At 70.0% G+C, this 24,735-nt stretch carries 17 protein-coding genes; 4 read left to right on the forward strand and 13 right to left on the reverse strand.

Annotated features, from left to right (window positions below):
- Positions 1–23 precede the first annotated feature (23 nt).
- Both ACFWU3_RS20545 and nrdR read right to left on the reverse strand, forming a co-directional pair.
- Positions 24–2,906 (reverse strand): vitamin B12-dependent ribonucleotide reductase, encoded by a 2,883-nt coding sequence (locus ACFWU3_RS20545; protein ID WP_384439287.1) that lies wholly within the window; start codon positions 2,904–2,906, stop codon positions 24–26.
- Positions 2,907–3,072: 166 nt separating this feature from the next.
- Positions 3,073–3,585: a transcriptional regulator NrdR gene (nrdR, locus tag ACFWU3_RS20550; RefSeq protein ID WP_384439290.1), complete on the reverse strand. Its 513-nt coding sequence runs from the start codon at positions 3,583–3,585 to the stop codon at positions 3,073–3,075.
- A 576-nt stretch (positions 3,586–4,161) separates the two neighbouring features.
- On the opposite strand from nrdR, the gene lexA reads away from it, so the two are divergent.
- A complete protein-coding gene (lexA, locus tag ACFWU3_RS20555; protein WP_313943692.1) occupies positions 4,162–4,947 on the forward strand; it encodes a transcriptional repressor LexA in 786 nt (261 codons plus the stop codon).
- Between the two features lie 110 nt (positions 4,948–5,057).
- Here lexA and ACFWU3_RS20560 read toward each other — a convergent pair whose 3' ends face one another.
- The 5 genes from ACFWU3_RS20560 to ACFWU3_RS20580 are packed head-to-tail and all read right to left on the reverse strand — an operon-like array spanning position 5,058 to position 13,108.
- A complete protein-coding gene (locus tag ACFWU3_RS20560; protein WP_384439294.1) occupies positions 5,058–7,025 on the reverse strand; it encodes an ATP-dependent DNA helicase in 1,968 nt (655 codons plus the stop codon).
- 43 nt (positions 7,026–7,068) lie between these two features.
- Positions 7,069–8,976 (reverse strand): IucA/IucC family protein, encoded by a 1,908-nt coding sequence (locus ACFWU3_RS20565; RefSeq protein ID WP_384439297.1) that lies wholly within the window; start codon positions 8,974–8,976, stop codon positions 7,069–7,071.
- 59 nt (positions 8,977–9,035) lie between these two features.
- Positions 9,036–9,773, reverse strand: coding sequence for a GNAT family N-acetyltransferase (locus ACFWU3_RS20570; protein ID WP_384439300.1), 738 nt, complete (start codon positions 9,771–9,773; stop codon positions 9,036–9,038).
- Between the two features lie 42 nt (positions 9,774–9,815).
- A complete protein-coding gene (locus tag ACFWU3_RS20575; protein ID WP_384439303.1) occupies positions 9,816–11,708 on the reverse strand; it encodes an IucA/IucC family protein in 1,893 nt (630 codons plus the stop codon).
- 26 nt (positions 11,709–11,734) lie between these two features.
- On the reverse strand, positions 11,735–13,108 hold the full coding sequence (locus ACFWU3_RS20580; protein WP_384439306.1) for a diaminobutyrate--2-oxoglutarate transaminase family protein: 1,374 nt from the start codon (positions 13,106–13,108) through the stop codon (positions 11,735–11,737).
- 316 nt (positions 13,109–13,424) lie between these two features.
- Between ACFWU3_RS20580 and ACFWU3_RS20585 the strand changes: the two genes are divergently transcribed.
- Positions 13,425–14,600, forward strand: a complete 1,176-nt coding sequence (locus tag ACFWU3_RS20585) for a trypsin-like serine peptidase (RefSeq protein ID WP_384439309.1) — start codon at positions 13,425–13,427, stop codon at positions 14,598–14,600.
- A gap of 351 nt (positions 14,601–14,951) precedes the next feature.
- A complete protein-coding gene (locus tag ACFWU3_RS20590) occupies positions 14,952–16,121 on the forward strand; it encodes a trypsin-like serine peptidase (protein WP_384439312.1) in 1,170 nt (389 codons plus the stop codon).
- 125 nt (positions 16,122–16,246) lie between these two features.
- On the opposite strand, the gene hflX is transcribed toward ACFWU3_RS20590, so the two are convergent.
- From hflX to miaA, 6 genes are all read right to left on the reverse strand, one after another.
- A complete protein-coding gene (gene hflX, locus ACFWU3_RS20595) occupies positions 16,247–17,737 on the reverse strand; it encodes a GTPase HflX (protein WP_384439315.1) in 1,491 nt (496 codons plus the stop codon).
- 171 nt (positions 17,738–17,908) lie between these two features.
- Positions 17,909–19,372: a M1 family metallopeptidase gene (locus ACFWU3_RS20600; protein ID WP_384439318.1), complete on the reverse strand. Its 1,464-nt coding sequence runs from the start codon at positions 19,370–19,372 to the stop codon at positions 17,909–17,911.
- Between the two features lie 65 nt (positions 19,373–19,437).
- Positions 19,438–21,516, reverse strand: a complete 2,079-nt coding sequence (locus ACFWU3_RS20605; protein ID WP_384439321.1) for a RelA/SpoT family protein — start codon at positions 21,514–21,516, stop codon at positions 19,438–19,440.
- Positions 21,517–21,657: 141 nt separating this feature from the next.
- Positions 21,658–22,581 (reverse strand): diaminopimelate epimerase, encoded by a 924-nt coding sequence (gene dapF / locus ACFWU3_RS20610; RefSeq protein WP_384439324.1) that lies wholly within the window; start codon positions 22,579–22,581, stop codon positions 21,658–21,660.
- A gap of 74 nt (positions 22,582–22,655) precedes the next feature.
- Positions 22,656–23,096, reverse strand: a complete 441-nt coding sequence (locus ACFWU3_RS20615; RefSeq protein ID WP_384439340.1) for a hypothetical protein — start codon at positions 23,094–23,096, stop codon at positions 22,656–22,658.
- Positions 23,097–23,201: 105 nt separating this feature from the next.
- Positions 23,202–24,140, reverse strand: coding sequence for a tRNA (adenosine(37)-N6)-dimethylallyltransferase MiaA (gene miaA / locus ACFWU3_RS20620; protein WP_384439327.1), 939 nt, complete (start codon positions 24,138–24,140; stop codon positions 23,202–23,204).
- 182 nt (positions 24,141–24,322) lie between these two features.
- Here miaA and ACFWU3_RS20625 point away from each other — a divergent pair, with 182 nt between their 5' ends.
- On the forward strand, positions 24,323–24,622 hold the full coding sequence (locus ACFWU3_RS20625) for a hypothetical protein (protein WP_384439330.1): 300 nt from the start codon (positions 24,323–24,325) through the stop codon (positions 24,620–24,622).
- The last annotated feature ends 113 nt before the right edge of the window (positions 24,623–24,735 follow it).

Consider the following 24,735-nt stretch of genomic DNA (forward strand, 5'->3'; position numbering starts at 1 on the left):
TCACCCCCGAGGGGTGCCCGGGATCAGCTGCAGCCGCTCGTCGAGCCGCAGCCCTCGCAGATGTAGCAGGAGCCGGCCCGCTGCATCTTCGTGCCGCAGGAGAAGCACAGCGGCGCGTCGGCGCTGATGCCCAGCTGCATCTCCACCAGCTCCGCAGAGGTGTGCGCCTGCTGCGGGGCCGGGATCGCCGCCTCCGGAGTGGCGACCGCCTTCAGTTCCTGCTGCCGCGGAGCGGACTGGGCCAGGCCCTCGACGTCCAGCTCCTCGTCGGTCGGCTCGTAGGAACCGGTCTCGAGATGACGCTGACGCTCGTCGGCCGAGTGGATGCCGAGCGCCGAGCGGGTCTCGAAAGGCAGGAAGTCGAGCGCCAGACGACGGAAGATGTAGTCGACGATCGACTGCGCCATCCGCACGTCCGGGTCGTCCGTCATACCGGCCGGCTCGAAGCGCATGTTGGTGAACTTCGAGACGTACGTCTCCAGCGGAACGCCGTACTGCAGACCGACCGAGACGGCGATGGAGAAGGCGTCCATCATGCCCGCGAGGGTGGAACCCTGCTTGGACATCTTCAGGAAGACCTCACCCAGGCCGTCGTCCGGGTAGGAGTTGGCGGTCATGTAGCCCTCGGCGCCACCCACCGTGAAGGAGGTGGTGATGCCGGGACGGCCCTTCGGAAGGCGCTTGCGGACCGGGCGGTACTCGACGACCTTCTCGACCGCCGTCCGGATCGTCTCCTCCGCCTTCGCGGTGACCTCGGCCTTCTCCTTGTCCTTGGTCTTGGCGGAGAGCGGCTGGCCGACCTTGCAGTTGTCGCGGTAGATCGCGAGCGCCTTGACGCCCATCTTCCACGCCTCGAAGTAGACCTCTTCGACGTCCTCGACGGTGGCGGTCTCCGGCAGGTTGACCGTCTTGGACAGGGCGCCGGAGATCCACGGCTGGATGGCCGCCATCATGCGGACGTGTCCCATCGCGGAGATGGAACGCTCGCCCATGGCGCAGTCGAAGACCTCGTAGTGCTCGGTCTTGAGGCCGGGGGCGTCGATCACATTGCCGTGGTCGGCGATGTGGGCGACGATCGCCTCGATCTGCTCCTCCTGGTAGCCCAGGCGGCGCAGGGCCTGCGGGACGGTGCCGTTGACGATCTGCATCGAGCCGCCGCCGACGAGCTTCTTGAACTTGACCAGGGCGAGGTCGGGCTCGAGACCGGTGGTGTCGCAGGACATCGCGAGACCGATGGTGCCGGTGGGCGCGATGACCGAGGCCTGCGCGTTGCGGAAGCCGTTCTTCTCACCGAGGCGGACGACGTCCTGCCAGGCCTCCGTCGCGGCGGCCCAGATCGGCGAGTCCAGGTCGTCCACGCGAACGGCCGCGGTGTTGGCGTCGGCGTGCTGCTTCATGACGCGCTGGTGCGGGGTCGCGTTGCGGGCGTATCCGTCGTACGGGCCGACGACAGCGGCGAGTTCGGCGGAGCGCCGGTACGACGTACCGGTCATCAGCGAGGTGATGGCGCCGGCGAGCGCGCGGCCACCGTCGGAGTCGTACGCGTGTCCCGTCGCCATCAGCAGGGCGCCGAGGTTGGCGTAGCCGATGCCGAGCTGGCGGTAGGCGCGGGTGTTCTCGCCGATCTTCTGCGTCGGGAAGTCCGCGAAGCAGATGGAGATGTCCATCGCGGTGATGACCAGCTCGACGACCTTGGCGAAGCGCTCGACGTCGAAGGACTGGTTGCCCTTGTCGTCGTCCTTGAGGAACTTCATCAGGTTCAACGAGGCGAGGTTGCACGAGGTGTTGTCCAGGTGCATGTACTCGCTGCACGGGTTCGAGCCGTTGATACGGCCGGACTCCGGGCAGGTGTGCCAGTTGTTGATGGTGTCGTCGTACTGGATGCCGGGGTCGGCGCAGGCCCAGGCCGCCTCGGCCATCTTGCGGAAGAGCGACTTGGCGTCGACCTCCTCGATGACGTCACCGGTCATTCGGGCGCGCAGACCGAACTTGTCACCGGCCTCGACGGCCCGCATGAACGCGTCGTTCACCCGCACCGAGTTGTTGGCGTTCTGGTACTGGACGGACGTGATGTCGTCGCCGCCCAGGTCCATGTCGAAGCCCGCGTCGCGCAGGGCGCGGATCTTCTCCTCTTCCTTCACCTTGGTCTCGATGAAGTTCTCGATGTCGGGGTGGTCGACGTCGAGGATGACCATCTTGGCCGCGCGACGGGTGGCGCCGCCCGACTTGATCGTTCCTGCAGAGGCGTCCGCACCGCGCATGAAGGAGACCGGACCGGAGGCGTTGCCGCCGGAGGACAGCAGTTCCTTGGAGGAACGGATCCGGGAGAGGTTCAGGCCGGCACCCGAGCCGCCCTTGAAGATCATTCCCTCTTCCTTGTACCAGTCGAGGATCGACTCCATGGAGTCGTCGACGGACAGGATGAAGCAGGCGGAGACCTGCTGGGGCTGAGGCGTGCCGACGTTGAACCACACCGGCGAGTTGAAGCTGAAGATCTGGTGCAGGAGGGCGTACGCCAGCTCGTGCTCGAAGATCTCGGCGTCGGCGGGCGAGGCGAAGTAGTTGTAGTCCTCACCGGCCTTCCGGTACGTCTTCACGATCCGGTCGATCAGCTGCCGCAGACCGGTTTCGCGCTGCGGGGTGCCGACGGCCCCGCGGAAGTACTTGCTGGTGACGATGTTGACCGCGTTGACCGACCAGAAGTCGGGAAACTCGACGCCCCGCTGCTCGAAGTTGACCGAGCCGTCGCGCCAGTTGGTCATGACGACGTCACGGCGCTCCCAGACCACCTCGTCGTACGGATGCACTCCGGGGGTGGTGTGGATTCGCTCGATGCGCAGACCCTTGCTCGCCTTGGACCCCTTGGCGCGGGATCCTCGTGCCGGGCCGCTCGTCGTCTCTGTCATGCCGCCTCCCATACATGGGCAAAAACGCCCTGATGTGCCCAGATCTTCCCGAGGCACAGTTCTTGTCCGATGCCGCGAACGCCGCAGGGCGCCGTGGCAGGTTCTGGTGCCGCCCGACTGTGGTTCGGCGGGCGGTCGGAGGTCCGACCGCTCCAGCCGGCGTCGCTCAGTCGGCGGCGGTGGCGGGCACGGGGACCTCGAGGGTCTCTCCCGTACCGCCTTCCTCTGTGGGCGGCCGGTGCACGCGGAGCTCCGCGATGGCCGCCTCGAAGTCTTCGAGCGAGTCGAATGCCCGGTAGACGGACGCGAAGCGCAGGTAGGCGACGAGGTCGAGCTCCTGCAGGGGGCCGAGTATGGCCAGACCCACGTCGTGGGTGGTCAGCTCGGCGCTTCCGGTGGCGCGCACCGCCTCCTCGACCCGCTGGCCGAGCTGGGCGAGGGCGTCCTCGGTGACCGGCCGCCCCTGGCACGCCTTGCGCACGCCGGAGATGACCTTGTTGCGACTGAAGGGCTCGGTCACACCGCTGCGCTTGATCACCATCAGCGAGGCGGATTCCACCGTCGTGAAGCGGCGGGAGCAGTCCGGACACTGCCGACGGCGCCGGATCGACGTCCCGTCGTCGGTGGTGCGACTGTCGACGACACGGCTGTCGGGGTGCCTGCAGAAGGGGCAGTGCATGGTTCCCAACCCTCCTTCGCAGCACGACTGAATAGCCTCGACAGGCGGTCGAAGCCCTTTCGAAGCAGTCCCAAGCATAGGCGATGACCACGGTCTTGGAGCACCGGGGACCACAACTTGTGGGCGGCGGACACAATCCAACCACTAGATCTGGGGTTGGGTCGCTTTTTTCGCCGCTAGAGCGTGTCGCGTGGCGAGCGCGGATCGCGGACGGCGTACGGGCGGTGACGCCCCGGCACCGACGGCGCCCGACTGGTGGCCGAACCCCGCCGCGAAGTCGCTGCGGCGTTCAGCGCGGCCACGCTCACGGAGACCGGCCACGAGGGTACGTGAGGGGCGCGGCGCCACCGCTTTCCGGGGCCCGGATGCAAGACTGCGGGCACCGCCCTGCCGTTCCCCGGCGCGGGTGGTTACCGTAATGACCCGAATTGCTCGCTGAGCGTTCGTTCGCACATACACCCAGCCGCATGCCTGCGTCAGCCAATCTGCCATATTTCACTCGAACGTGTGTTTGGCGCAACCTTTCGAAAGCAACTACCGTTGTCCAGCTAGGGAGACCATTCGAGAGGGGCCGACGTGACCACCACCGCAGACAGTGCCACCATCACTGCCCAGGACCGCTCCCAGAACCGATTCGAGCCGGTGCATGCCATGAATGACGCAGCCACGACCCCCGAGGGTCCCAAGCCGACGCGTTCACTGCCCGGCCGGCCCCCAGGGATCAGGGCGGACAGCTCCGGGCTCACGGATCGGCAGCGGCGTGTCATCGAGGTGATCCGTGACTCCGTCCAGCGACGGGGGTACCCGCCGTCGATGCGCGAGATCGGCCAGGCCGTGGGCCTGTCCAGCACATCCTCGGTCGCCCATCAACTGATGGCGCTCGAGCGCAAGGGCTTCCTGCGCCGGGACCCCCATCGGCCGAGGGCGTACGAGGTGCGCGGCTCCGACCAGCCCAGCACCCAGCCGACGGACACCAGCGGCAAGCCCGCCGCGTCGTACGTCCCGCTGGTCGGCCGGATCGCGGCCGGTGGCCCGATCCTGGCCGAGGAGTCGGTCGAGGACGTCTTCCCGCTCCCCCGGCAGCTGGTCGGCGACGGCGAGCTGTTCGTCCTCAAGGTCGTCGGTGACTCGATGATCGAGGCCGCCATCTGTGACGGCGACTGGGTGACCGTGCGCCGCCAGCCCGTCGCGGAGAACGGCGACATCGTGGCAGCCATGCTCGACGGCGAGGCCACGGTGAAGCGGTTCAAGCGCGAGAACGGCCACGTCTGGCTGCTTCCGCACAATGCGGCGTACCAGCCGATCCCCGGCGACGAAGCGACCATCCTCGGCAAGGTGGTGGCTGTGCTTCGGCGGGTGTGACACCACCCGCCGGCTCCGACCGGGCCCCGGGACCCACTGCGCCGGTCCCGGGGCCCTGCCATGTCCGCAGGGCCCCGCGCCTCCACCGCGTCGCGCGCCGTACCCCGGCGTCAGGCTCCTGCCTTCGCTGCGGCGTCGATCGCGGACAGCGAGCGACGCACCTGGTTGCGGTCGGTGGTGTACCAGAAGTCCGGCAACGACGCTCGCAGGTAGCTCCCGTACCGGGCGTTGGCCAGCCGAGGGTCGAGCACGGCGACGACGCCGCGGTCGCCCGTGGCCCGTACGAGGCGTCCGGCGCCCTGCGCCATCAGCAGCGCGGCATGCGTCGCCGCGACGGCCATGAAGCCATTGCCGCCCGCCTCTTCCACTGCCTTCTGGCGGGCGCTCATCAGCGGGTCGTCGGGCCGCGGGAACGGAATGCGGTCCATCACGACCAGCTGACAGCTGGGTCCCGGCACATCGACGCCCTGCCAGAGCGACAGGGTGCCGAAGAGACAGGTCTCCGGGTCGGCGGCGAAGGCCTTGATCAGCTCGCCGAGTGTCTCCTCGCCCTGCAGGAGGATCCGGTTGTCGAGTCGTCCGCGCAGCTCCTCGGCCGCCGCCTGGGCGGCCCGCATGGAGGAGAACAGTCCCAGCGTGCGGCCGCCCGCCGCCTCCACCAGCTCGGAGAGCTCGTCCATCATGTCGCCGCGGGACCCCTCGCGACCCGGCGTCGCCAGATGGCGCGCGACATACAGAATGCCCTGCTTGGGATAGTCGAAGGGCGAGCCGACGTCGAGGCCTTTCCACTGCGGGACGTCCTCCCCGGCGATCCCCTCGGGGGACAGGCCGAGCGACGCGCCCACACCGTTGAAGTCGCCCCCGAGCTTGAGGGTCGCGGACGTCAGCACCACCGACCGCTCGGCGAACAGCTTCTCCCGCAGCAGCCCCGAGACGGTCAGCGGAGCGACCCGCAAGGAGGCACCGAACCGGTCGTGGCGCTCGTACCAGACGACGTCGTACTCGGAGCCCTGCGTGATGCGTTCCGCGACACCGTGGATGTTCTCGACGGCGGCCAGAGCCTGCTTGCGAACCGCGTCCTCGTCCTGGACGGACTTGTCACGGGTGGAGCCGAGCGCCGAGATGACATTGCGCGATGCGTCGCGCAGCGCCAGCAAGGCATATCCGAGATCCTCGGGGATCTCCTCCAGCCGGCCGGGAAGAGCGAGCTCCATGAGCCGCTCGAAGGTCTCGGCGGCTGTCTGCAGGGCATCCGCCGCCTTCTCGTTGACGAGCTTGGCCGCGCGTCGCACCGCCCGGTTGACCTGGCCCGGTGTGAGCTCCCCGGTCGCCGCACCCGTCACCCGGGAGACGAGCTCGTGCGCCTCGTCGATGATCAGGACCTCATGGCTGGGCAGCACAGGCGCGCCCTCGATCGCGTCGATGGCCAGCAGCGCGTGATTGGTGACGACGACGTCCGAGAGCTTGGCCCGCTCCCGCGCCATCTCGGCGAAGCACTCGGCGCCGTAGGCACATTTGCTGGCGCCCAGGCACTCGCGGGAGGAGACGGAGATCTGTCCCCACGCCCGGTCGGAGACACCGGGCGTGAGGTCGTCCCGGTCGCCGGTCTCCGTCTCGTCGGCCCAGTCCCGCATACGGAGCAGGTCCTGGCCCAGCTTGCTGGTGGGGGCGGCCGCCTCGAAGGGATCGAACAGCCCGTCCTCCTCTTCCTGCGGCACGCCTTCGTGCAGGCGGTGCAGACAGAGGTAGTTGGACCGGCCCTTGAGCATGGCGAACTCGGGCCGGCGGCGCAGCAGGGGATGCAGTGCGTCCACCGTGCGCGGCAGGTCCCGCTCGACGAGCTGCCGCTGGAGAGCCAGGGTGGCCGTGGCGATGACGACGCGCTCCCCGTGCGCCAGCGCGGGCACCAGATAGCCCAAGGACTTTCCGGTGCCGGTACCGGCCTGGACCAACAGATGCGAACCGTCGTCGACGGCGGTGGCCACGGCCTCGGCCATGGTGACCTGGCCAGGCCTTTCCACACCACCGACGGCGGTGACGGCGGCGTGGAGTAGTTCGGGGAGGGATGGCTTCGTCATAGGCCGACCACCCTACGGCTCACCACTGACAACTCCGATCCGATCACGCCAGAGGGTTGGGGACGGTGCCGTGGACGGCGGCGTGGGGGCGCTGCGGCCGGTCCCGGTAGCCGTCCAGATGGAGCCGGTTGCGGTTGAGACAGAGACGTTCGATACGGGGAGTGAGCAGGTCGAACGCTTCGTAGCGGTCCTTGAGCTCCGGGAACCGGCCCTGATGACGCAGGATCTCCGCTCTGACCAGCGCCCAGAACTCGGCTTCCGGCACGCCCAACTGGTCTTCGCACAGAGGCGCGAGGTAGCGGAAGACGCCGATGAAGAGCCCGGAGTGGATGAACTGGGTGAGAAACGACGGCTCCTCGGTGAGCAGCACGGAACGAACGTCCTGGGGCATCGAGTCGTGCTCGGGCAGCGGCTGTGCGCTGACGTTGACGTCGTCGACGAAGTCCTTGATCGCGAGGCGTACGGGAACGTCCTGGCCGTCGCAGACGACAATGGCGTTCTCGCCGTGCGGGGAGAAAGCCGTTCCGTAGCGGTAGAGGAAGTGCAGCAGCGGCGGAAGAAGTGCGGCGAACAGGCGCTGCAGCCAGATGGCGGGGTCGAGACCGGAGCGGGTGACGAGCTCGGCGGTGAACGAGCGGCCCTGCGGATCGGTGTGCAGCAGCGACGCGAGCGTCCTCGCCCGCTCGCCGGGCGCCAGGCGCGGCTGCAGGGGCTCGCGCCAGATCGCACCGAGCAGTTCCTTGTACTGGTACGGCACCTCGGGAAGCCGGTCGTAGAGCGGATGCTCGACGCTGACCGACGCGACTTCGCCCAGAAGGATCACGCCGCACTCGTCCCGCAGGAAGGGGTCCTCGTCGCGCAGTCCGTGCACCCATGCGGTGACGGCGGGGGCGGCGAGCGTGCGCTCGGTCGGCAGGCCGCGCCAGACGAGGGTGTTGAGGATGGACAGCGGCAGCTTGACGGTGTGCCGGTGGGCGCGGTCCAGGTTCACAAAGGTGCGGATGGACTGCTGCGGCAGCCGCAGATCACCGTCGGTCGGCAGTGGCACGATCTCGCCACGCGCGATAGCCGGCGCGTAGAGGGGAAGGATCACCTCGTCCCACTGCCAGGGGTGCACCGGCAGGAAGAGGTACGAGTCCGGGTCGAACCCTCTGGCGCGCAGGGCGTCGACGAAGGACTCGTGTACGGGGGCGTCGAGTTCGCAGGCGTACAGATCGCCGGCGGTGGCGAGGGAGGAGACTCCGCGAAAGGAGGCGAGCGATGTACTGACGGCGATCCAGGGCAGCCGTGCCGGCCTCCGGGCCTCGGGCGCCCACGCGGCGGTGTCGGTGGCGGAGAAGCCGATGCGGCCCTTGTTGAGCACAAGCCAGGGGTGGCCGGTCTGGTGACCTTCGAGTTCGGCGTAGCCGAGATCGGCGAGTTCGGCGGCGGACGGCGCTGCGTGGTCGAGACCCGTGTCGGCGACAAGGGTGACGCTGAGCTCACGGAGCAGGTGGCCGAGGGTGGCGCCGTCGAGGTCGATGAGGTGGCGGGCCCGGACGAGGAAGTCGAGCGGGTCGGCGTACGGCCTGTCGTCGCACCGGATGGAGTCGGCGTCCACACGCCAGCTTCCGTAGGCACCACGGCGGGCGCGGAAGGACAGGCAGCTGGCGGCGTCGAGATCAAGGGTGTAGCGAGCGGTTCGGGGCCGGCCGTTCCCGCTCGGAGCTATGCCCGGTGCCTGTGGGTGTTGGGCATCGGCCTCCCGGTTCCGGTGGCCACCGGCCGACGCGGGTACCTCACCGGCCTCGTCCCGTACCGGCTCGATGATCTCCTCGTACGCGAACTCGCCGAGCATCTTGGCGAGAAGGCGGCCACCCGCCCGGTCCCAGCGCTGGGCGGTCAGGCCGGGTGGGCTGAAAGGTGTCGCGGCCGGGCGCTCGGAGTCGGAACTGGCAGGAGGCTTGGGCACGGGGACTCCTCGAGTGGAACCGATGCGGGGCGAGCGGTGTATGCAAGGCAGCGGATCGTTCACAGCAGGTTGCGGAGCGCGCGGTCGCGAACCATGAGAGCGGCCCGCTTGCGGGGAAGGTCGATCTCCGCGGAGTAGCGGAAACCACCGCTGAGGAAAGCGGAGACGGAGGGGGTGTTGCGGAGGTCGGGTTCTGCGATGACGCGTGTGCACCTGGGGCGCTTGTCGAGGATGAGATCGGCGACGGCTCTGAGCAGCGTGGAGCCGACGCCGTGGCCGCGGTCGGCGACCCCGCCGACGAGGAGGTGAAGGCCGGTGTCATGAGGACGAGCCGGATAGTGCCGCGCCAGGGGATCCAGGTCGGCCCGGTAGATCTCGAAGTAGCTCATGGGCACGCCCTCGAGCACACCCACGCAGGGGAGGCTGCGGCCGTCGCCGTCGAGCTGGGTGCGCAGATGGGCGGCGGTGACGGAATCGGGTCCCGCCAGCTCCCAGAACGCGGCGACAGCAGGGTCGTTCATCCAGCGGCTGATCAGGACGAGGTCCCGCTCGATGCGCACGGGGACGAGCTGGAAGGAGCCGTGGGACGTGGTCGTCGGCCCCCATTCGGCGAGGTGGTCGAGCAGATCGCCGGCACAGCCGTCGGCCTGCTCGGGGTCGGCGTCGGGCTCGCCCTCCCGGAACAGCGCCAGGAGCTCGTCCGGGATCCGTAGGTCAAGGGTGTCCTCGACGCTCTCGGCGAGCCGGGGTGCGGCGGCACCGGCTTCGGTTCCGTTGCTCGCATCGATGGGAGGCATTGCGGCGCTCTCCTCTCGCAGGTCGGTCAGGGATGTACTTCCTCAAGAACGAAGGGGGTTGGCGATGGTGACGTAGACGGACTGGGTGTCGACGGGGCCCACGAGCTCGTCGAGGCCGCGCAGACGGGTCAGCAGATTGGCCTTGGAGCGCAGGGTCGGGGACTCCAGGAGCTGCGCGGGCAGCGGGGAGCCGAGGCCGGTGGCCGCCGCGAGGAAGCGGCGCAGGCCGGCGATGAGGAGCCGCTCGTCGGCGAGTCGCTGTGCTCCGAAGGCACCGATCAGGCCGAGGACGTTGTTGATGCCGAGGTAGTAGGCGAAGCGCTCGTCGGTGACCGCGTCGGAGACGAAGGTGTCGCTGAGGGTGCCGATGCCGGGGAGGCGGCGCTGGAGTTCGTCGCGGTGCGACTCACGGAAGTAGTAGCCCTGGTTGTCCCGGTAGCGGCCGCCGACGGGCCAGCCTTCGGGGTCGAGGATCACGAGAGTGTTCTGCTGGTGGGCTTCGAGGGCGATACCCGCGGTGCCGTCCAGCCAGAGCACCGGGCGGACGACACGGTCGAGGTAGCGCAGGAACCACTCGGCGGCCACGGCTCCGACGGGTCTGCCGGTCCGCACGGCCAGCCGGCCCACGAGCTCGGCGAGGCGCGAGTGCATTCCCGGGCGTCCGGGCCAGGGCCGGAGAGCGGTCAGTCCCGCCATGCAGGCGGCGTCGTCCCCGGGACCGAACGGGTTGTGCCGGAGCAGGACGTCGAGCCCCGGCACCGGTTGGCCGTCGTCGGTGTCCACGGCCAGCCAGGCGGGGTCGCGGACGATGTCGAAACCGGGGTGAGCCGCCCGCCACTGCTTGGCGAGGCCGGTGCGCAGCAGACGGTGGACCTCGACCCCACGGTGGAATTCCTTGCGGAGGTTCTCACGACGGGAGTTGGTGATGCGCAGGCCGAGGGAGAGCTTCAGCATGGCCGGGGCGCCGGGACGGTGCACGGTCCGGATCGAGGAGGTGGGGTGCCAGGGGTCTCCGTGGACGCCGAGGTCGTGGAGGAGACCGGCGTCGAGGAGTGCGGCGACGGCGGGGCGGTTCCGCAGCTCTCGTGCCTGCCAGGGGTGCAGAGGCAGGGCGACGCACCTGTCGGGGAGTGTCAGGTCGCCGCTGAGACGGGCCGTGAGCTGCTCGGCGGGCAGCGCGCGACCCTGCTCGGTCCACGCGGAGTCGGTGGCGAGGACGGACCGGTCCACAGCCATCCAGTGCAGGGGGAAGCAGCCGTACAACTCCGGTGAGTAACTTCGGATTTCGCTCTCGGAGAGCCCTTCACGGCTTTTGGGTGTCGGGTGCAGGGGGTGGCCGAGCAGCAGGGACTGCTCGGCGTTGAGGAAGAGATCCGCCTCGGCCGCGGGAGTGGGGCGGACGCGCCGGTCGGCGATGAAGTCCGCTGTGCGGCGTACGGAGTCGGCGACACGGCCGACCAGGTCGGTCGCTTCGCTCTGGCCCGCTTCCCGGCTGAGGAGGGCGGCGACGGTCACGGCGTCGACGGGCTGCGCGTCGCGCAGCGCGCCCTCCATCGCCGGAGCGCCGAAGCGGTGCCAGCCCGCGGCCGACCAGTAGCGCACGGGGACGAGCAGCGCGGTGCCGCTGGAGTGCAGCGGGATACGCAGGGCGGGTCCTTCGGGCTTGTCGAGGTTGTTCTCCCGCACCCAGCAGCGGAGAAGGCTCTCGACCGCTGCCGCGTCCGCCGCGCGGTGGGGGTCGGGGTGGTCGAGAAGTTCGGTGGTCAGGGTCCCGGAGGGCAGCGCCGCGGGATGCGGTTCACCGTGGCTCCCCTGCTGGCGCGGCACCGTCGCCGACTCGGCCGTGAGGGGGCCGTGGTCACCGTCCGGTCGGCGGTCGGCGGCGGTGGAACGGCCGTCGGCCTCGGGGGCTTCGGGAGCGGGAATGGGGTTCACGGAAGCTTCCTTGCGTTCTGTCCGGATCAGTAGGACTGCCTGCTGTCGTTGCGTCCATGCAGTGACCGCTCGGCCGCGGCCAGGGCGTCGGCGAATCGGTCGAGGACGGCCATCGCCTGTTCGTCGGTGAGGGTGAGAGGAGGAAGAAGCCGTACGACGGCGGAGTGCCGGCCGCCGAGTTCGACGATGAGCCCGCGGTCGAGGCACTGCTGCTGGACGGCCGAGGCGAGTTCGGGGGCGGGCGGGGGCACCATTGCGTCCGGGGCCGCGGAGTCCGGGTCGACGAGTTCGACACCGATCATCAGGCCCCGCCCCCGGACGTCCCCGATGCAGGGGTGCGCCGTCGCCAGGCCCTGGAGGCGGCTGAGCATGCGGGCGCCCAGGGTGGCAGCGCGGTCGGCCAGCCGGTTCTCGCGTACGAAGGCGAGAGTGGCCGCACCGGCAGCCATGGCGAGCTGGTTGCCACGGAAGGTGCCTGCGTGGGCGCCCGGTTGCCATGCGTCGAGCTCGGAGCGGTAGACGATCACGGCCAGGGGGAGGGAGCCGCCGATCGCCTTGGAGAGAACCATGACATCGGGGACGACTCCGCTGTGTTCGACGGCCCAGAAGGTACCGGTCCGCCCGACTCCGGTCTGCACCTCGTCAGCGATCAGCGGGATGCCGCGGTCGGCGGTGATCTCCCGCATTCTGCGCATCCAGTTGTCGGGGGCCGGGTTCACCCCGCCCTCCCCCTGGACGGGTTCGAGGATCATCCCGGCCGGCGTCGGCACACCGCTCTTGGGATCGTCGAGGAGGCTCTCGGTCCATCGCGCGCCCAGTTCGGCGCCGCGCTCACCGCCGACGCCGTAGGGGCAGCGGTAGTTCTGCGGGAACGGCAGCCGGCTCACCCGGACGTCGTTCGCTCCGCCGGAGGCGTCGAGGGCTCCGGCCGTCATGCCGTGATACGCGCCCGTGAAGGCGAGAAGTCCGGAGCGGCCGGTCGCCGTGCGGACGAGCTTGAGGGCGGCTTCGACGGCGTCGGTACCCGCGGGACCGCAGAACTGGATGCGCGCGTCCTCGGCCAACTCCCTTGGCAGCGTGGCGAAGAGCTCGGTGGTGAAGGCGTCCTTGACCGGGGTCGCGAGGTCCAGGATGTGGAGGGGTGCGCCGGAGTCGAGGACCTTCCTGATGGCTTCGAGCACCACCGGGTGGTTGTGACCGAGCGCCAGGGTGCCCGCGCCGGAGAGACAGTCCAGGTAGCGCCGGCCGTCCGCTCCCTCGATGGTGAGCCCTCGTGCGCGGACGGGAACGATGGGCAGCGAGCGCGCGTAGGTCCTGGCCGCGGATTCGCGCAGCGACTGCCGACGGAGAATTCCCTCGTGCGCGGCCGGCGGCGCCGGAGCGGGTTCGGTCACGGCCACGGCTGTTGGTCCTCCAGCTGTAACAGTTGCGTTGCACATCGGTACGGCGTCCGTACGCCGTCCACCTGGGATGAACGCTGTCCTGGTGTCCCCCGTACGTACCAACGACGCCGGAAGCCGGAGATCACGGGCAATCGGAAGATCCTTGGGGTGGCGGAACCGCGAACCTGCCGCGAGCCGTCCCCATCGGCACCGGCATAGTGGGGGACGTCTTCCGGCTCCGGGCATCACGGCCGGGAGCAGGGGCCCTTGTAGGGTTCCGGCAGTTCGACGGTTCACTAGCTCATCAGTTCTGAAGTCCCAGGGGGATCACGACATGCGACCCATTCGCCCGAAGCTGGCAGCGGCATCCTTCGCCGCCGTGCTCGCGCTGGCTGCCACTGCCTGCGGTCCGAGCGAGGACAACGCGGGCGACAAGCCGAGCGCCGCCGCCAGCGAGTCCACCGACGGCAAGATCACTATTCCGGACGATCTCAAGGACCGGCTCAAGGAGCACGGGATCGACCTGGACAAGTGGAGGAACGGCGAGTGGAAGAACTGGGACCGGGACAAGTGGCTGCGCGAGGCCCAGGACTTCGTCAACCCGATCATCGAGGACCTGTGGGACCCGGACCGGATGCGCGAGGCGGAGAAGCCGCCGGAGAAGCCGGTCGACCCCGACATCTCCGGTGACGAGGGTGTCACCGACCCGACGCCGGACCCGGTGAAGGCGCAGGCGGTGAAGGCCACTTACCACTCCAACGAGCCCGAGGCGGGCAAGCTCCTCTTCGACGGCCCCGACGGTTCCATGGTCTGTTCCGCGACCGTCGTGAAGGACCCGGCGCACCCCGGCAAGTCCAACATGGTGTGGACCGCGGGGCACTGTGTGCACGCCGGCAAGAACGGCGGCTGGTACCGCAACATCGCGTTCGTGCCGTCGTACAACGACAGCGCCAAGTCCACCGCCGAGCTGTCGAAGGCACCGAGGGAAGAGATCGCTCCCTACGGTGTGTGGTGGGGCGACTGGGCCCAGACGTCCGAGCAGTGGATCAACCAGGGCGCGGCGACCGGCGGTCAGGGCGCTCCGTACGACTACGCCGTGATCCATGTGACCCCGGAGAAGGGCAGCACGGGCAAGTCGCTGGAGGAGACGGTCAGTTCCGCGCTCCCGGTCGACTTCAACGCGCCGGCCGCGACGGACATCGCCAAGATGACCGCCACGGGTTACCCGGCGGCGCCTCCGTTCGACGGCGAGAAGATGTTCCAGTGCGCCGACAAGCCGGGCCGTCTCTCCATCAAGGCCGATGAGCCGACGATGCACCGCATCGGGTGCACCATGACCGGCGGTTCGTCCGGCGGCGGCTGGGTGGCCGAGGGCCAGGACGGCAAGCCCGCGCTGGTGTCCAACACCTCGATCGGCCCGGTCACGGCCGGCTGGCTGGCCGGCCCGCGCCTGGGTGACGGGGCGAAGGCCATCTACGACGCCGTGAGCAAGAAGTTCGCGGGCCAGTAGGCACGCGGTTCGCGGAAAAGAGGGCAGGGGCCCGTGGCCGGGCGGTCGCGGGCCCCTGCCCTTCTCCCTGCGGACACCCGGCGTCGAGCGTTCGCCCGGCGTTCCGAACCGGGGTTCGCCGTAGCTCCGGCACCCGGTGATGTCCCGCCTCGTGGAGACTCCGTGCAGGTGAGGGTCTGCCCCAACTCAGCGGCCTGCCACCGTCATAGAGTGGCGCCGCGGTAGCGGGCGGCCCCGGAAGGCCGCCCTTTCGCATGACCGGTACACGACCTATTACGTGACACGTTCATGACGCATTCCGCAGCACGTCAGAAGCATCTACAGAAAGCACCTTCAGGGGGAATCGTTTCCATGCGATCCATACGTCCGCTGGTGGCCGCCATCGGCACCGCCGCGGCGCTCGCGCTGACGGCCACCGCATGTGGCCCGGGTGAGGACAAGGCCGCCGACAAGCCCGCTTCTTCCAGCTCCGCCGCCGATCAGGGCGGCGCCGAGATTCCCGCGGATCTGGCCGACCGGCTCAAGGAGCACGGCGTCGACCCGGAGAAGTGGAAGAACGGCGAGTGGAAGAACTGGAACAAGGACAAGTGGCTGCGTGAGGCCAAGGACTTCGTCAACCCGGTGATCGAGGGGCTCTGGAAGCCCGAGCGGATGACGACGGCCAAGGCGCCGGCGAAGACGCTCGCCGCCGGCGACATCACCGGCGATCAGGACGTCACCGACCCGGAGCCGCGCCCGGTGACGGCCGTCCCGGAAAAGAAGCCGTACCACCAGAACGCCGCACCGGTCGGCAAGGTCTTCTTCGACTCCCCGCAGGGCTCGATGGTCTGCTCGGCCACCGTCGTCAAGGACCCGAAGAACCCGGGCAAGTCCAACCTCGTCTGGACCGCGGGCCACTGTGTCCACGCCGGTCAGGCGGGCGGCTGGTACCGCAACATCGCCTTCGTCCCCGCCTACAACGACAAGGGCCAGTCCCCCGCGGCGCTGGAGTCCGCGCAGCCGCAGGACGTCGCCCCGTACGGCGTGTACTGGGCGGACTGGGTCTCCACCTCCGGCGAGTGGATCAGCCAGGGCGGCCCCACCGGCGGCACGGGCGCTCCGTACGACTACGCCGTGATGCATGTGAAGCCGGAGCGGGGCGGCAAGTCGCTGGAGGAGACCGTCGGAGTCGCGCTCGACGTGAACTTCGCCGCTCCCGAGGCACGGAACATCAGCTCGATGGGCGCGTGGGGCTACCCGGCCGCGCCGCCGTACGACGGCGCGATCATGCACAAGTGCATCGACCGTCCCGGCCGTCTCTCCATCGCCCCGGGCACGCCCACGATGTGGCGGATCGGCTGCACGATGACCGGCGGTTCGTCCGGCGGCGGATGGTTCGCCACCCAGCCGAACGGCAAGCTCGCGCTCGTGTCCAACACGTCCATCGGTCCGGTCACCTCGGGCTGGCTGGCGGGTCCGCGCCTGGGCGAGGGCGCGCAGCAGATCTACACGACGATGAGCGACAAGTTCGCGAACCGGTAGTCCCGGCGCGGGCCGCCACCTCCGGGTGAGCGCGGGCCGCGACCGCCGGACGGTCCGCGCACAACGCGACAGCGCCCGCCCCTCTCGACGAGGGGCGGGCGCTGTCGGCTGTGATCAGTGCGCGATCAGTGAGGCACCGGTACATAGGGGGCCAGCGCCGCGGCCAGCTCCTCGTGCACCCGTGCCTTGAGCAGGGTGCCGTCCGTGGTGTGCTCCTCGGAGAGGACCTCACCGTCGGCGTGCACCCGCGAGACCAGGCTGCCCTGCGTGTACGGAACGAGTGCCTCGATCTCGACCTCGGGCCGCGGCAGTTCGATGTCGATGAGCGCCAGCAGCTCGTCGATGCCCTTGCCGGTCCGGGCCGACACCGCGATCGCGTGCCGCTCGATGCGCAGCAGTCGCTGCAGCACGAGCGGGTCGGCCGCGTCCGCCTTGTTGATCACCACGATCTCGGGTACGTCGACCGCACCCACGTCGCGGATCACCTCGCGCACGGCAGCCAGCTGCTCCTCCGGTGCGGGGTGCGAGCCGTCCACCACGTGCAGGATCAGGTCGGCGTCACCGACCTCTTCCATCGTGGAGCGGAACGCCTCGACGAGGTGGTGCGGCAGGTGCCGCACGAACCCGACGGTGTCGGCCAGCGTGTAGAGCCGGCCGCTCGGCGTCTCGGCCCGGCGGACGGTCGGGTCCAGGGTGGCGAACAGGGAGTTCTCCACCAGGACACCGGCGCCCGTGAGGCGGTTGAGCAGGGACGACTTTCCGGCGTTGGTGTAACCGGCGATCGCGACGGAGGGCACCTTGTTGCGTCGGCGCTCCTGCCGCTTGATCTCGCGGCCGGTCTTCATCTCCGCGATCTCCCGGCGCATCTTCGCCATCTTCTCGCGGATCCGACGACGGTCCGTCTCGATCTTGGTCTCACCGGGGCCACGGGTGGCCATGCCGCCACCGCCGCCGCCACCCATCTGCCGGGACAGCGACTGACCCCAGCCGCGGAGCCTCGGCAGCATGTACTGCATCTGTGCCAGGGCCACCTGCGCCTTGCCCTCTCGGGACTTGGCGTGCTGGGCGAAGATGTCGAGGATCAGTGCGGTCCGGTCGACCACCTTGACCTTGACGACGTCTTCCAGGTGGATCAGCTGGCCGGGGCTCAGCTCACCGTCGCAGACGACGGTGTCGGCGCCGGTCTCGAGCACGATGTCCCGAAGCTCCTGCGCCTTGCCGGAGCCGATGTAGGTGGCCGGGTCCGGCTTGTCGCGGCGCTGGATGACACCGTCGAGGACCAGGGCGCCCGCCGTCTCGGCGAGGGCCGCAAGCTCTGCGAGGGAGTTCTCCGAGTCCTGCACCGTCCCCGTGGTCCAGACACCGACGAGCACCACACGCTCCAGGCGCAGCTGCCGGTACTCGACCTCGGTGACGTCCTCGAGCTCGGTGGAGAGGCCCGCCACACGCCGCAGCGCGGCACGCTCGGAACGGTCGAACTGGTCGCCGTCCCGGTCTCCGTCGATCTCGTGGCTCCAGGCGACGTCCTCTTCCATCAGGGCATCGGCCCGAAGGCTCTCGGTGCGCGTCTCCGCGAAACTCTGCTCGTCCTGGGAAGGGGATGAAGAGGAGGTCATTGGATCCTTTGCGTCGAAGAGAAAATGCCGTGACGTGCCGGAGAACTCCGGTACGTATGTCAGTGACAACGTGTGACGGGCCCGGATCATTCCCGTGGGGGAATTCCGGCCCCGGCCGCGTCGCCGACCTGCTGATGGTCGCACGGTGCCTCCGGGGCCGTCACCCTTATTTCACCGGGCCGCGGCCTTCTTCGGGGCCGTGGTCCGCCAGTCCGGGTGGCCCGGCATCGCCGGGGTCCGCTGCCCGTAGAGCCACTCACGGAAGAACACCGAGAGGTCACGCCCCGCGATCTCGGAGGCGAGAGCGGTGAAGTCCTCGGTGGTCGCGGTGCCGTCCCGGTGCTCGCTGACCCAGGTCCGCTCCAGCTGCTCGAATGCCTCCTTGCCGATGGTCTGCCTCAGTGCGTAGAGGGCGAGCGCGCTGCCGTCGTAGACCACCGGGCGGAAGAGGCTGATCTTCTTCCCCGGGGCGGGCGGCTTCGGCGCCGCCGGCGGGCCGCCGTCGGTCCGCCACTGGTCGGAGTGCTTGTACGCCTCGCGCATCCGGCTCTCGACGGTGTGGCCGGACTTCTCCTCCGCGTAGAGGGCTTCGTACCAGGTGGCATGGCCTTCGTTGAGCCACAGATCGGACCAGGTGCGGGGCGAGACGCTGTTGCCGAACCACTGGTGGGCCAGCTCGTGCACCATGATCGAATCGACGTACCACTCCGGGTAGGCGGGGTTGGTGAAGAGAGCGCGCTCGAACAGCGAGAGGGTCTGGGTCTCCAGCTCGTACCCGGTGTCGGCGTCGGCCACCAGCACGCCGTAGGTCTCGAAGGGGTAGCGGCCGGCCTTCTCCTCCATCCACTCGAGCTGGCCGGGCGTCTTCGCCAGCCACTTCTCCAGCCGGTCCCGGTCCTTCGCGGGGACCACGTCGCGCACGGGCAGCCCGCCCGGGCCGTGGCGGTTCACCACGGCCGAGGAGCCGATGGAGACCTGGGCCAGCTCGGTGGCCATGGGGTGGGCAGTGCGGTAGGACCAGGTGGTGGTGGTGCCGTTCCGGCGCTTCGACTCGGCGAGCCCGTTGGCCACCGCCGTGAGCGCGCTGGGGGCGGTGATGCGGAAGGTGAAGAACGCCTTGTCGGCGGGGTGGTCGTTGGACGGGAACACCCGGTGCGCGGCGTCGGCCTGGTTGGCCATGGCCAGCCCGTCCCCGGTGCGCACCCAGCCGCCCGCACTGGCCGCGCCCCGCGGGTCACTGGTGTGCGCGACGGTGATGCGCACCTGGGAGCCGCGCTGGAGGGCGACGGCCGGTTCCACGACAAGGTCCTCGCCCGCGGTGGCGAACTCGGCCGGGAGGCCGTTCACCACCACCTCGCTCACCGTGCCGTGGGTGAAGTCGAGGTTGATGCGGTCGAGCCGCTGGGTGGCGACGGCGTCGATCCTGGTGACGGCGTCCAGCGGCGCGGTGTTGGTGCCGTTGTACGTGAGGGCGATGTCGTAGGCGACCACGTCGTAGCCGGGGTTGCCGAGGTGCGGGAACAGCGGGTCGCCGATGCCGAGCGGCGTCGGTGACGGCAGGGCGGCGGCGACGAGGGTGGCCGACGCGGCGGCCAGCAGGGCGGCACGCAGGCGGCGCCGGGAAGAGAGCAGCATGCCCTACGGCTACCAGCGCGTACGGCGGCCGCGGTGACGACGCGCGCCATGCCACCCGAACGAGGTCAGGTGGTGGCCGCCGGATGCTGGGTGCGGCTCACGTCGTACACCCCCGGCACATCGCGCATGGCCCGCATCAGGGCGGGAAGCCCGGCGGCATCGGGGAGTTGCAGGGTGTACGTGTGCCGGACGCGGGACTGGCTCGGCGGCTCGACGGTCGCGGAGACGATGGCGGCGCCCTCGGTGGCGATGGCTTCGGTGAGGTCGGCGAGGAGCCGGGGGCGGCCGAAGGACTCGGCGACCAGGGTCACCCGGCATGAGGCGGCGTCGCCCCAGCTGACCTTGATCGGCTCGCGCTCCAGGGACCTCATCCGTGCGACGGCGGAGCACTCCTCGCGGTGGACGGTGACCACTCCGCCGCGTACGGCGAAGCCGGTGACGGCGTCGGGCGGTACGGGCGTACAGCACCCGGCGAGCCGTACGGTCGCGTCGGGCAGATCGACGACCGCGTTCGCGTCGGTGGGCCGCTCGGTGGTGACGGGTGCGGGCCGGCGAGGGGCCGCCGCCGCGTCCTTCGTCTCCTCGGGGTTGGCCTGGAGCCAGGTGGTGATGGCGATGCGCGCCGCGGGTGTGCGGGCGTGGTCGAGCCATTCGGGCGAGGGTCCCGAGGCGGAGTCGTGGGCGAGCAGCAGATGCACCGTGTCGCCGTCGCTGAGCACCGTACTCAGCGTCGCCAGACGGCCGTTGACGCGCGCGCCGATGCAGGCGTGGGCCTCCTCGCCGTACTGCGCGTAGGCAGCGTCGACACAGCTCGCGCCGGCGGGCAGGCCGAGCATCCGCCCGTCGGCACGGAAGACCGTGATCTCGCGGTCCTGTGCCAGATCGGCGTGCAGCGACGTCCAGAAGGTGTCGGGGTCCGGAGTGGACTCCTGCCACTCCAGCAGCCGGGAGAGCCAGCCCGGCCGTGTGGGGTCGGCGCGCTCACCGTCGGCCGGTTCCGCGCCTTCCAGGGGTACGTACGGGTTGCCGAGCGCGATGACGCCGGCTTCGGCGACCTTGTGCATCTGGTGCGTACGGATGAGGACTTCGGCGACGGCGCCGTCCGGGCCCGCGACGGCGGTGTGCAGCGACTGGTACAGGTTGAACTTGGGGGCGGCGATGAAGTCCTTGAACTCGGAGATCACCGGCGTGAAGCAGGTGTGCAGTTCGCCGAGGACCGCGTAGCAGTCGGCGTCCTCGCCGACGAGTACCAACAGGCGCCCGAAGTCCGTGCCGCGCAGATCGCCGCGCTTGAGGCTGACCCGGTGGACGGAGACGAAGTGCCGGGGTCTGATGAGGACTTCGGCGGTGATGTCCGCCTCCCGGAGCACCGCGCCGAAGCGCTCCGCCATGGCGTCGAGCAGCTCTCCGGCGGCGGTGTTCTCGGCGATCAGGGCGCGGGTCTGCTCGTACTCCTCCGGGTGGAGGATGGCGAAGACGAGGTCCTCCAGCTCGGTCTTGAGCGCCTGGACGCCGAGCCGTTCGGCGAGCGGGATGAGGACGTCGCGGGTGACCTTGGCGATGCGGGCCTGTTTCTCGGGGCGCATCACGCCGAGCGTGCGCATGTTGTGCAGCCGGTCCGCGAGTTTGATGGACATGACGCGGACGTCGTTACCGGTGGCGACGAGCATCTTGCGGAAGGTCTCGGGTTCGGCGGCGGCGCCGTAGTCGACCTTCTCCAACTTGGTGACACCGTCCACCAGATAGGCGACTTCGGCGCCGAACTCCGCCTTCACCTGTTCCAGGGTCACATCGGTGTCCTCGACGGTGTCGTGGAGCAGAGATGCCGTCAAAGTCGTGGTCTCCGCGCCGAGTTCGGCGAGGATCAGGGTGACTGCGAGCGGATGGGTGATGTAGGGCTCGCCGCTCTTGCGGAACTGTCCGCGGTGCGAGGTCTCCGCCAGGACGTATGCCTTGTGCAGGATGGCGAGGTCCGCGTCGGGGTGGTGGGCACGGTGCGCTTCGGCGACATGCCCGATGGCGTCGGGCAGCCGGTCACGCCCGGCGGGTCCGAGGAGCGCGGCACGCCCCAGCCGGCGGAGGTCGATCCTGGGACGGCCGCGTCTGCGGCTGTGGGCACCAGGGTTGGCGGCCTCTGCACTCATGGGGGCACCTCCGGCAACAATCGACCGGCGGTGGAAGAGCAGGCGTGCCCTCCGGGCCGGTGCTTGATGCTACCGAGCCCACCACGTGGCGCAGTCCGGCTCTCGCTGAGCGTGAACCGGATCACCCATTCGAGCGAAGCTCTATCCGAGCGGGGTTTCGGTCTGTGCGAGGAGCGCGGGCTCGATGTACCCCTCGGCGACGATGACGGCGGGCCCGGTCATCTCGACCTCTCCGTCGGGACGCTCCGTGATCACCAGCCGTCCGCCCGGGAGATCCACGGTGTACGTCACGGGCACACCGGTGACCGCGGGGTCGATGCCGTCCCTGCGGGCCGCCGCGACGGCGACGGCGCAGGCGCCGGTGCCGCAGGAGCGGGTCTCGCCGGAGCCGCGTTCGTGCACCCGCATGGCGACATGGCGTTCACCGCGGTCGACGACGAACTCGACGTTCACGCCGTCCGGGTAGACCGCGGCCGGAGAGAAGGACGGTTCGGTGTACAGGTTGCCCGCGTCGTCGAGATGCCCGACGAAGGCGACGGCGTGCGGATTGCCCATGTTCACGTTCCGCGTGGGCCAACTGTGGTCCCGCACCGTGACGGTGACGGTCTGTCCGGGCAGGGCCGCCCGGCCCATCGACACGGTGATGTCGCCCGTGTCGGTTCCGCTGTCGGGCGCGGCCTTCGCGATGTGCACCGTCTTGACGCCGCCGCGGGTCGCCACGGCGAGGTCGCCGGACTCGACATGGCCCGCCCGCTGGAGGTAGCGGGCGAAGACACGCACGCCGTTGCCGCACATCTCGGCGATGGAGCCGTCGGCATTGCGGTAGTCCATGAACCATTCGGCCTCGTCCGCCATGGACCGTGCCTCGGGATGGGCCGCGGAGCGCACGACGTGCAGCAGCCCGTCGCCGCCGATGCCGGCCCGGCGGTCGCACAGCCGCCCGACGACGGACGCGGGCAGGTCGATGGCATTGTCCGGGTCGGGGACGATCACGAAGTCGTTCTCGGTCCCGTGACCCTTGAGGAAGGGGACCGCCGAGGTCTGCGAGGTGCTCACGCCGTCCATCGTACGAGGAGGGTGCGACAACAGTGATCCGAGGCGGCTCGCCGGGGCGACTCCCGTGCGCTGCGGCCAGGGAGTCAGCGGAGGCGGGCCACGCGCCAGACGGCGAGCGTGACGATGACGACACCCACACCGACGTAGAGGGCGATGACACGCCAGTCGGGGCGTTCGCCGGAGCCGCGGGGCGGCAGACCGGGCCAGATGTGGCCGACCCGGCGGGCGGCCATCAGGCCCCAGCCCGCGGCGCAGCAGCTGATCAGAAGGCCCAGCATGGCGACGACCGCGCCGCCGTCCCCGGTGCCGAAGGCGAGGGGAAAGGCGAACATCAGCGAGCCGAGGGCCGCGAGCATCACGATGGGGGCGAGCTGCCAGATCCGCAGCCGGCGCGGCGGCCGGAGTTCGACCTCGACCTCGTCCACGAGGACGTCCTGCTCGTCGGGTCCGTCAGGGCTCAACCGGGACGCGCTGTCCGTCGCGCCCAGCGGTTGTCGCTCTGTGTCGTGAGGGCCGGCCTCCATCGCCACGCGCCCTCCCAACTCGGACTCACCGTCGATCGATGCTCGATGATGGCACGGTCCGGGGCGCCGGAATGACGGGCAGGGCGTCCCGATGCCATCACGTGATCAGGCTGTAACCGCTCGTTCGACCAACGTCAGCGCCTGATGCGGAAGTTCCTCCCGGTGGGCGGCGGCCCCGCTCAGCCAGTGCACGCGCGGGTCCCTGCGGAACCACGAATCCTGACGGCGCGCGAAGCGTTTGGTGGCGCGTACGGTCTCCGCGCGCGCCTCCTGATCGGTGCACTCCCCCGCGAGCGCCGTGAGGACCTGCTGGTAGCCGAGCGCACGTGAGGCCGTGCGCCCCTCCCGCAGTCCCCGCGCCTCCAGCGCGCGCACCTCGTCGACGAGCCCCGCCTCCCACATCCGGTCGACACGCAGCGCGATGCGTTCGTCGAGCTCGGGCCGCTCGACGTCGACGCCGATCTGCACGGTGTCGTAGACGGCGTCATGGCCCGGCAGGTTGGCGGTGAAGGGCCGGCCGGTGATCTCGATCACTTCGAGGGCGCGGACGATGCGGCGGCCGTTGCTGGGGAGGATCGCCTTTCCAGCGCCGGGGTCGGCGGCGGCGAGCCGGGCGTGCAGGGCGCCGGGGCCGAGCTCCGTGAGTTCGGCCTCCAGGCGGGCGCGGATCGCCGGGTCGGTGCCGGGGAATTCGAGGGCGTCGATGGCGCCGCGTACGTAGAGCCCGGAGCCGCCGACGAGGACCGGGGTGCGGCCCGCGGCGAGCAGCCGGTCGATCTCCGCGCGGGCCAGCCGCTGGTACTCGGCGACGCTCGCGGCCTCGGTGACGTCCCAGATGTCGAGGAGGTGGTGGGGGACGCCGCCGCGCTCCTCGGGCGTCAGTTTGGCGGTGCCGATGTCCATCCCCCGGTAGAGCTGCATGGAGTCGGCGTTGACGACCTCGCCCCCGAGCTGCCGGGCGAGGAAGACACCCAGATCGGACTTTCCGGCCGCGGTGGGACCGACGACGGCGATGACCCGCGGTGCGGGAGCTGCAGTTCTCACCGCCCCAGTTTCGCAAACATGCGGAGGAGTCCCCGAACGAGCGAGGTGACGGTACGGCCGGGGGTTCGTTGCCTGTTGCGAGGTTCCGAACGCCGGTTTACCGACCGGTGCCCGCGGGCGGCGCAAGGAGACGCTCCGGGCGGTACGGAACTTCGCCCACACGAGTAGGTTTTGGAGTAGATATGGGCGTTTTTTCACGTTTCCGTCGTAAGGCGACACCCGAGGCTCCTTCCGAGGAGACGAACGCCGCGCCGGTGACGGCGGAGGCCCCGGCCGAGGCAGTCTCCGACGCGGCCTCGGAGACCGCCCGCCAGGCCGCCCCCGAGGCGGAGGCGTCCCCGGAGTCGTCGGAGCGGGAACCGGAGACTGCCGCGGCCGACGAGCCGGAAGCCGCGGAGGCCCCCGCCGCCGTGGAGATCCCGAAGCAGCAGTCGGCCGAGGAGGCGGCGGAGACGACAGCGGGCGACGGCGCCCGCAACTGAGCCGGCTCGGCACCCACTGCACCGCCGGCTCCCGACGCAGGCGGTACTGAACGGCGGCGGGCCCCCGCGCAGTTGGGTGGCGGGCGGGCGCCCGGGGTTGGACCAGACGCGGC

It is taken from the genome of Streptomyces sp. NPDC058685, assembly GCF_042714725.1.
Taxonomy (GTDB): domain Bacteria; phylum Actinomycetota; class Actinomycetes; order Streptomycetales; family Streptomycetaceae; genus Streptomyces.

Coding starts and splice junctions, on each gene's coding strand:
- ACFWU3_RS20605 (WP_384439321.1), bottom strand. CDS start 21,516: ATGAGTGCAGAGGCCGCCAACCCTGGTGCCCACAGCCGCAGACGCGGC.
- ACFWU3_RS20625 (WP_384439330.1), top strand. CDS start 24,323: ATGGGCGTTTTTTCACGTTTCCGTCGTAAGGCGACACCCGAGGCTCCT.
- ACFWU3_RS20570 (WP_384439300.1), bottom strand. CDS start 9,773: ATGCCTCCCATCGATGCGAGCAACGGAACCGAAGCCGGTGCCGCCGCA.
- dapF (WP_384439324.1), bottom strand. CDS start 22,581: ATGGACGGCGTGAGCACCTCGCAGACCTCGGCGGTCCCCTTCCTCAAG.
- hflX (WP_384439315.1), bottom strand. CDS start 17,737: ATGACCTCCTCTTCATCCCCTTCCCAGGACGAGCAGAGTTTCGCGGAG.
- ACFWU3_RS20585 (WP_384439309.1), top strand. CDS start 13,425: ATGCGACCCATTCGCCCGAAGCTGGCAGCGGCATCCTTCGCCGCCGTG.
- ACFWU3_RS20590 (WP_384439312.1), top strand. CDS start 14,952: ATGCGATCCATACGTCCGCTGGTGGCCGCCATCGGCACCGCCGCGGCG.
- ACFWU3_RS20545 (WP_384439287.1), bottom strand. CDS start 2,906: ATGACAGAGACGACGAGCGGCCCGGCACGAGGATCCCGCGCCAAGGGG.
- nrdR (WP_384439290.1), bottom strand. CDS start 3,585: ATGCACTGCCCCTTCTGCAGGCACCCCGACAGCCGTGTCGTCGACAGT.
- ACFWU3_RS20600 (WP_384439318.1), bottom strand. CDS start 19,372: ATGCTGCTCTCTTCCCGGCGCCGCCTGCGTGCCGCCCTGCTGGCCGCC.
- ACFWU3_RS20615 (WP_384439340.1), bottom strand. CDS start 23,096: ATGGAGGCCGGCCCTCACGACACAGAGCGACAACCGCTGGGCGCGACG.
- ACFWU3_RS20560 (WP_384439294.1), bottom strand. CDS start 7,025: ATGACGAAGCCATCCCTCCCCGAACTACTCCACGCCGCCGTCACCGCC.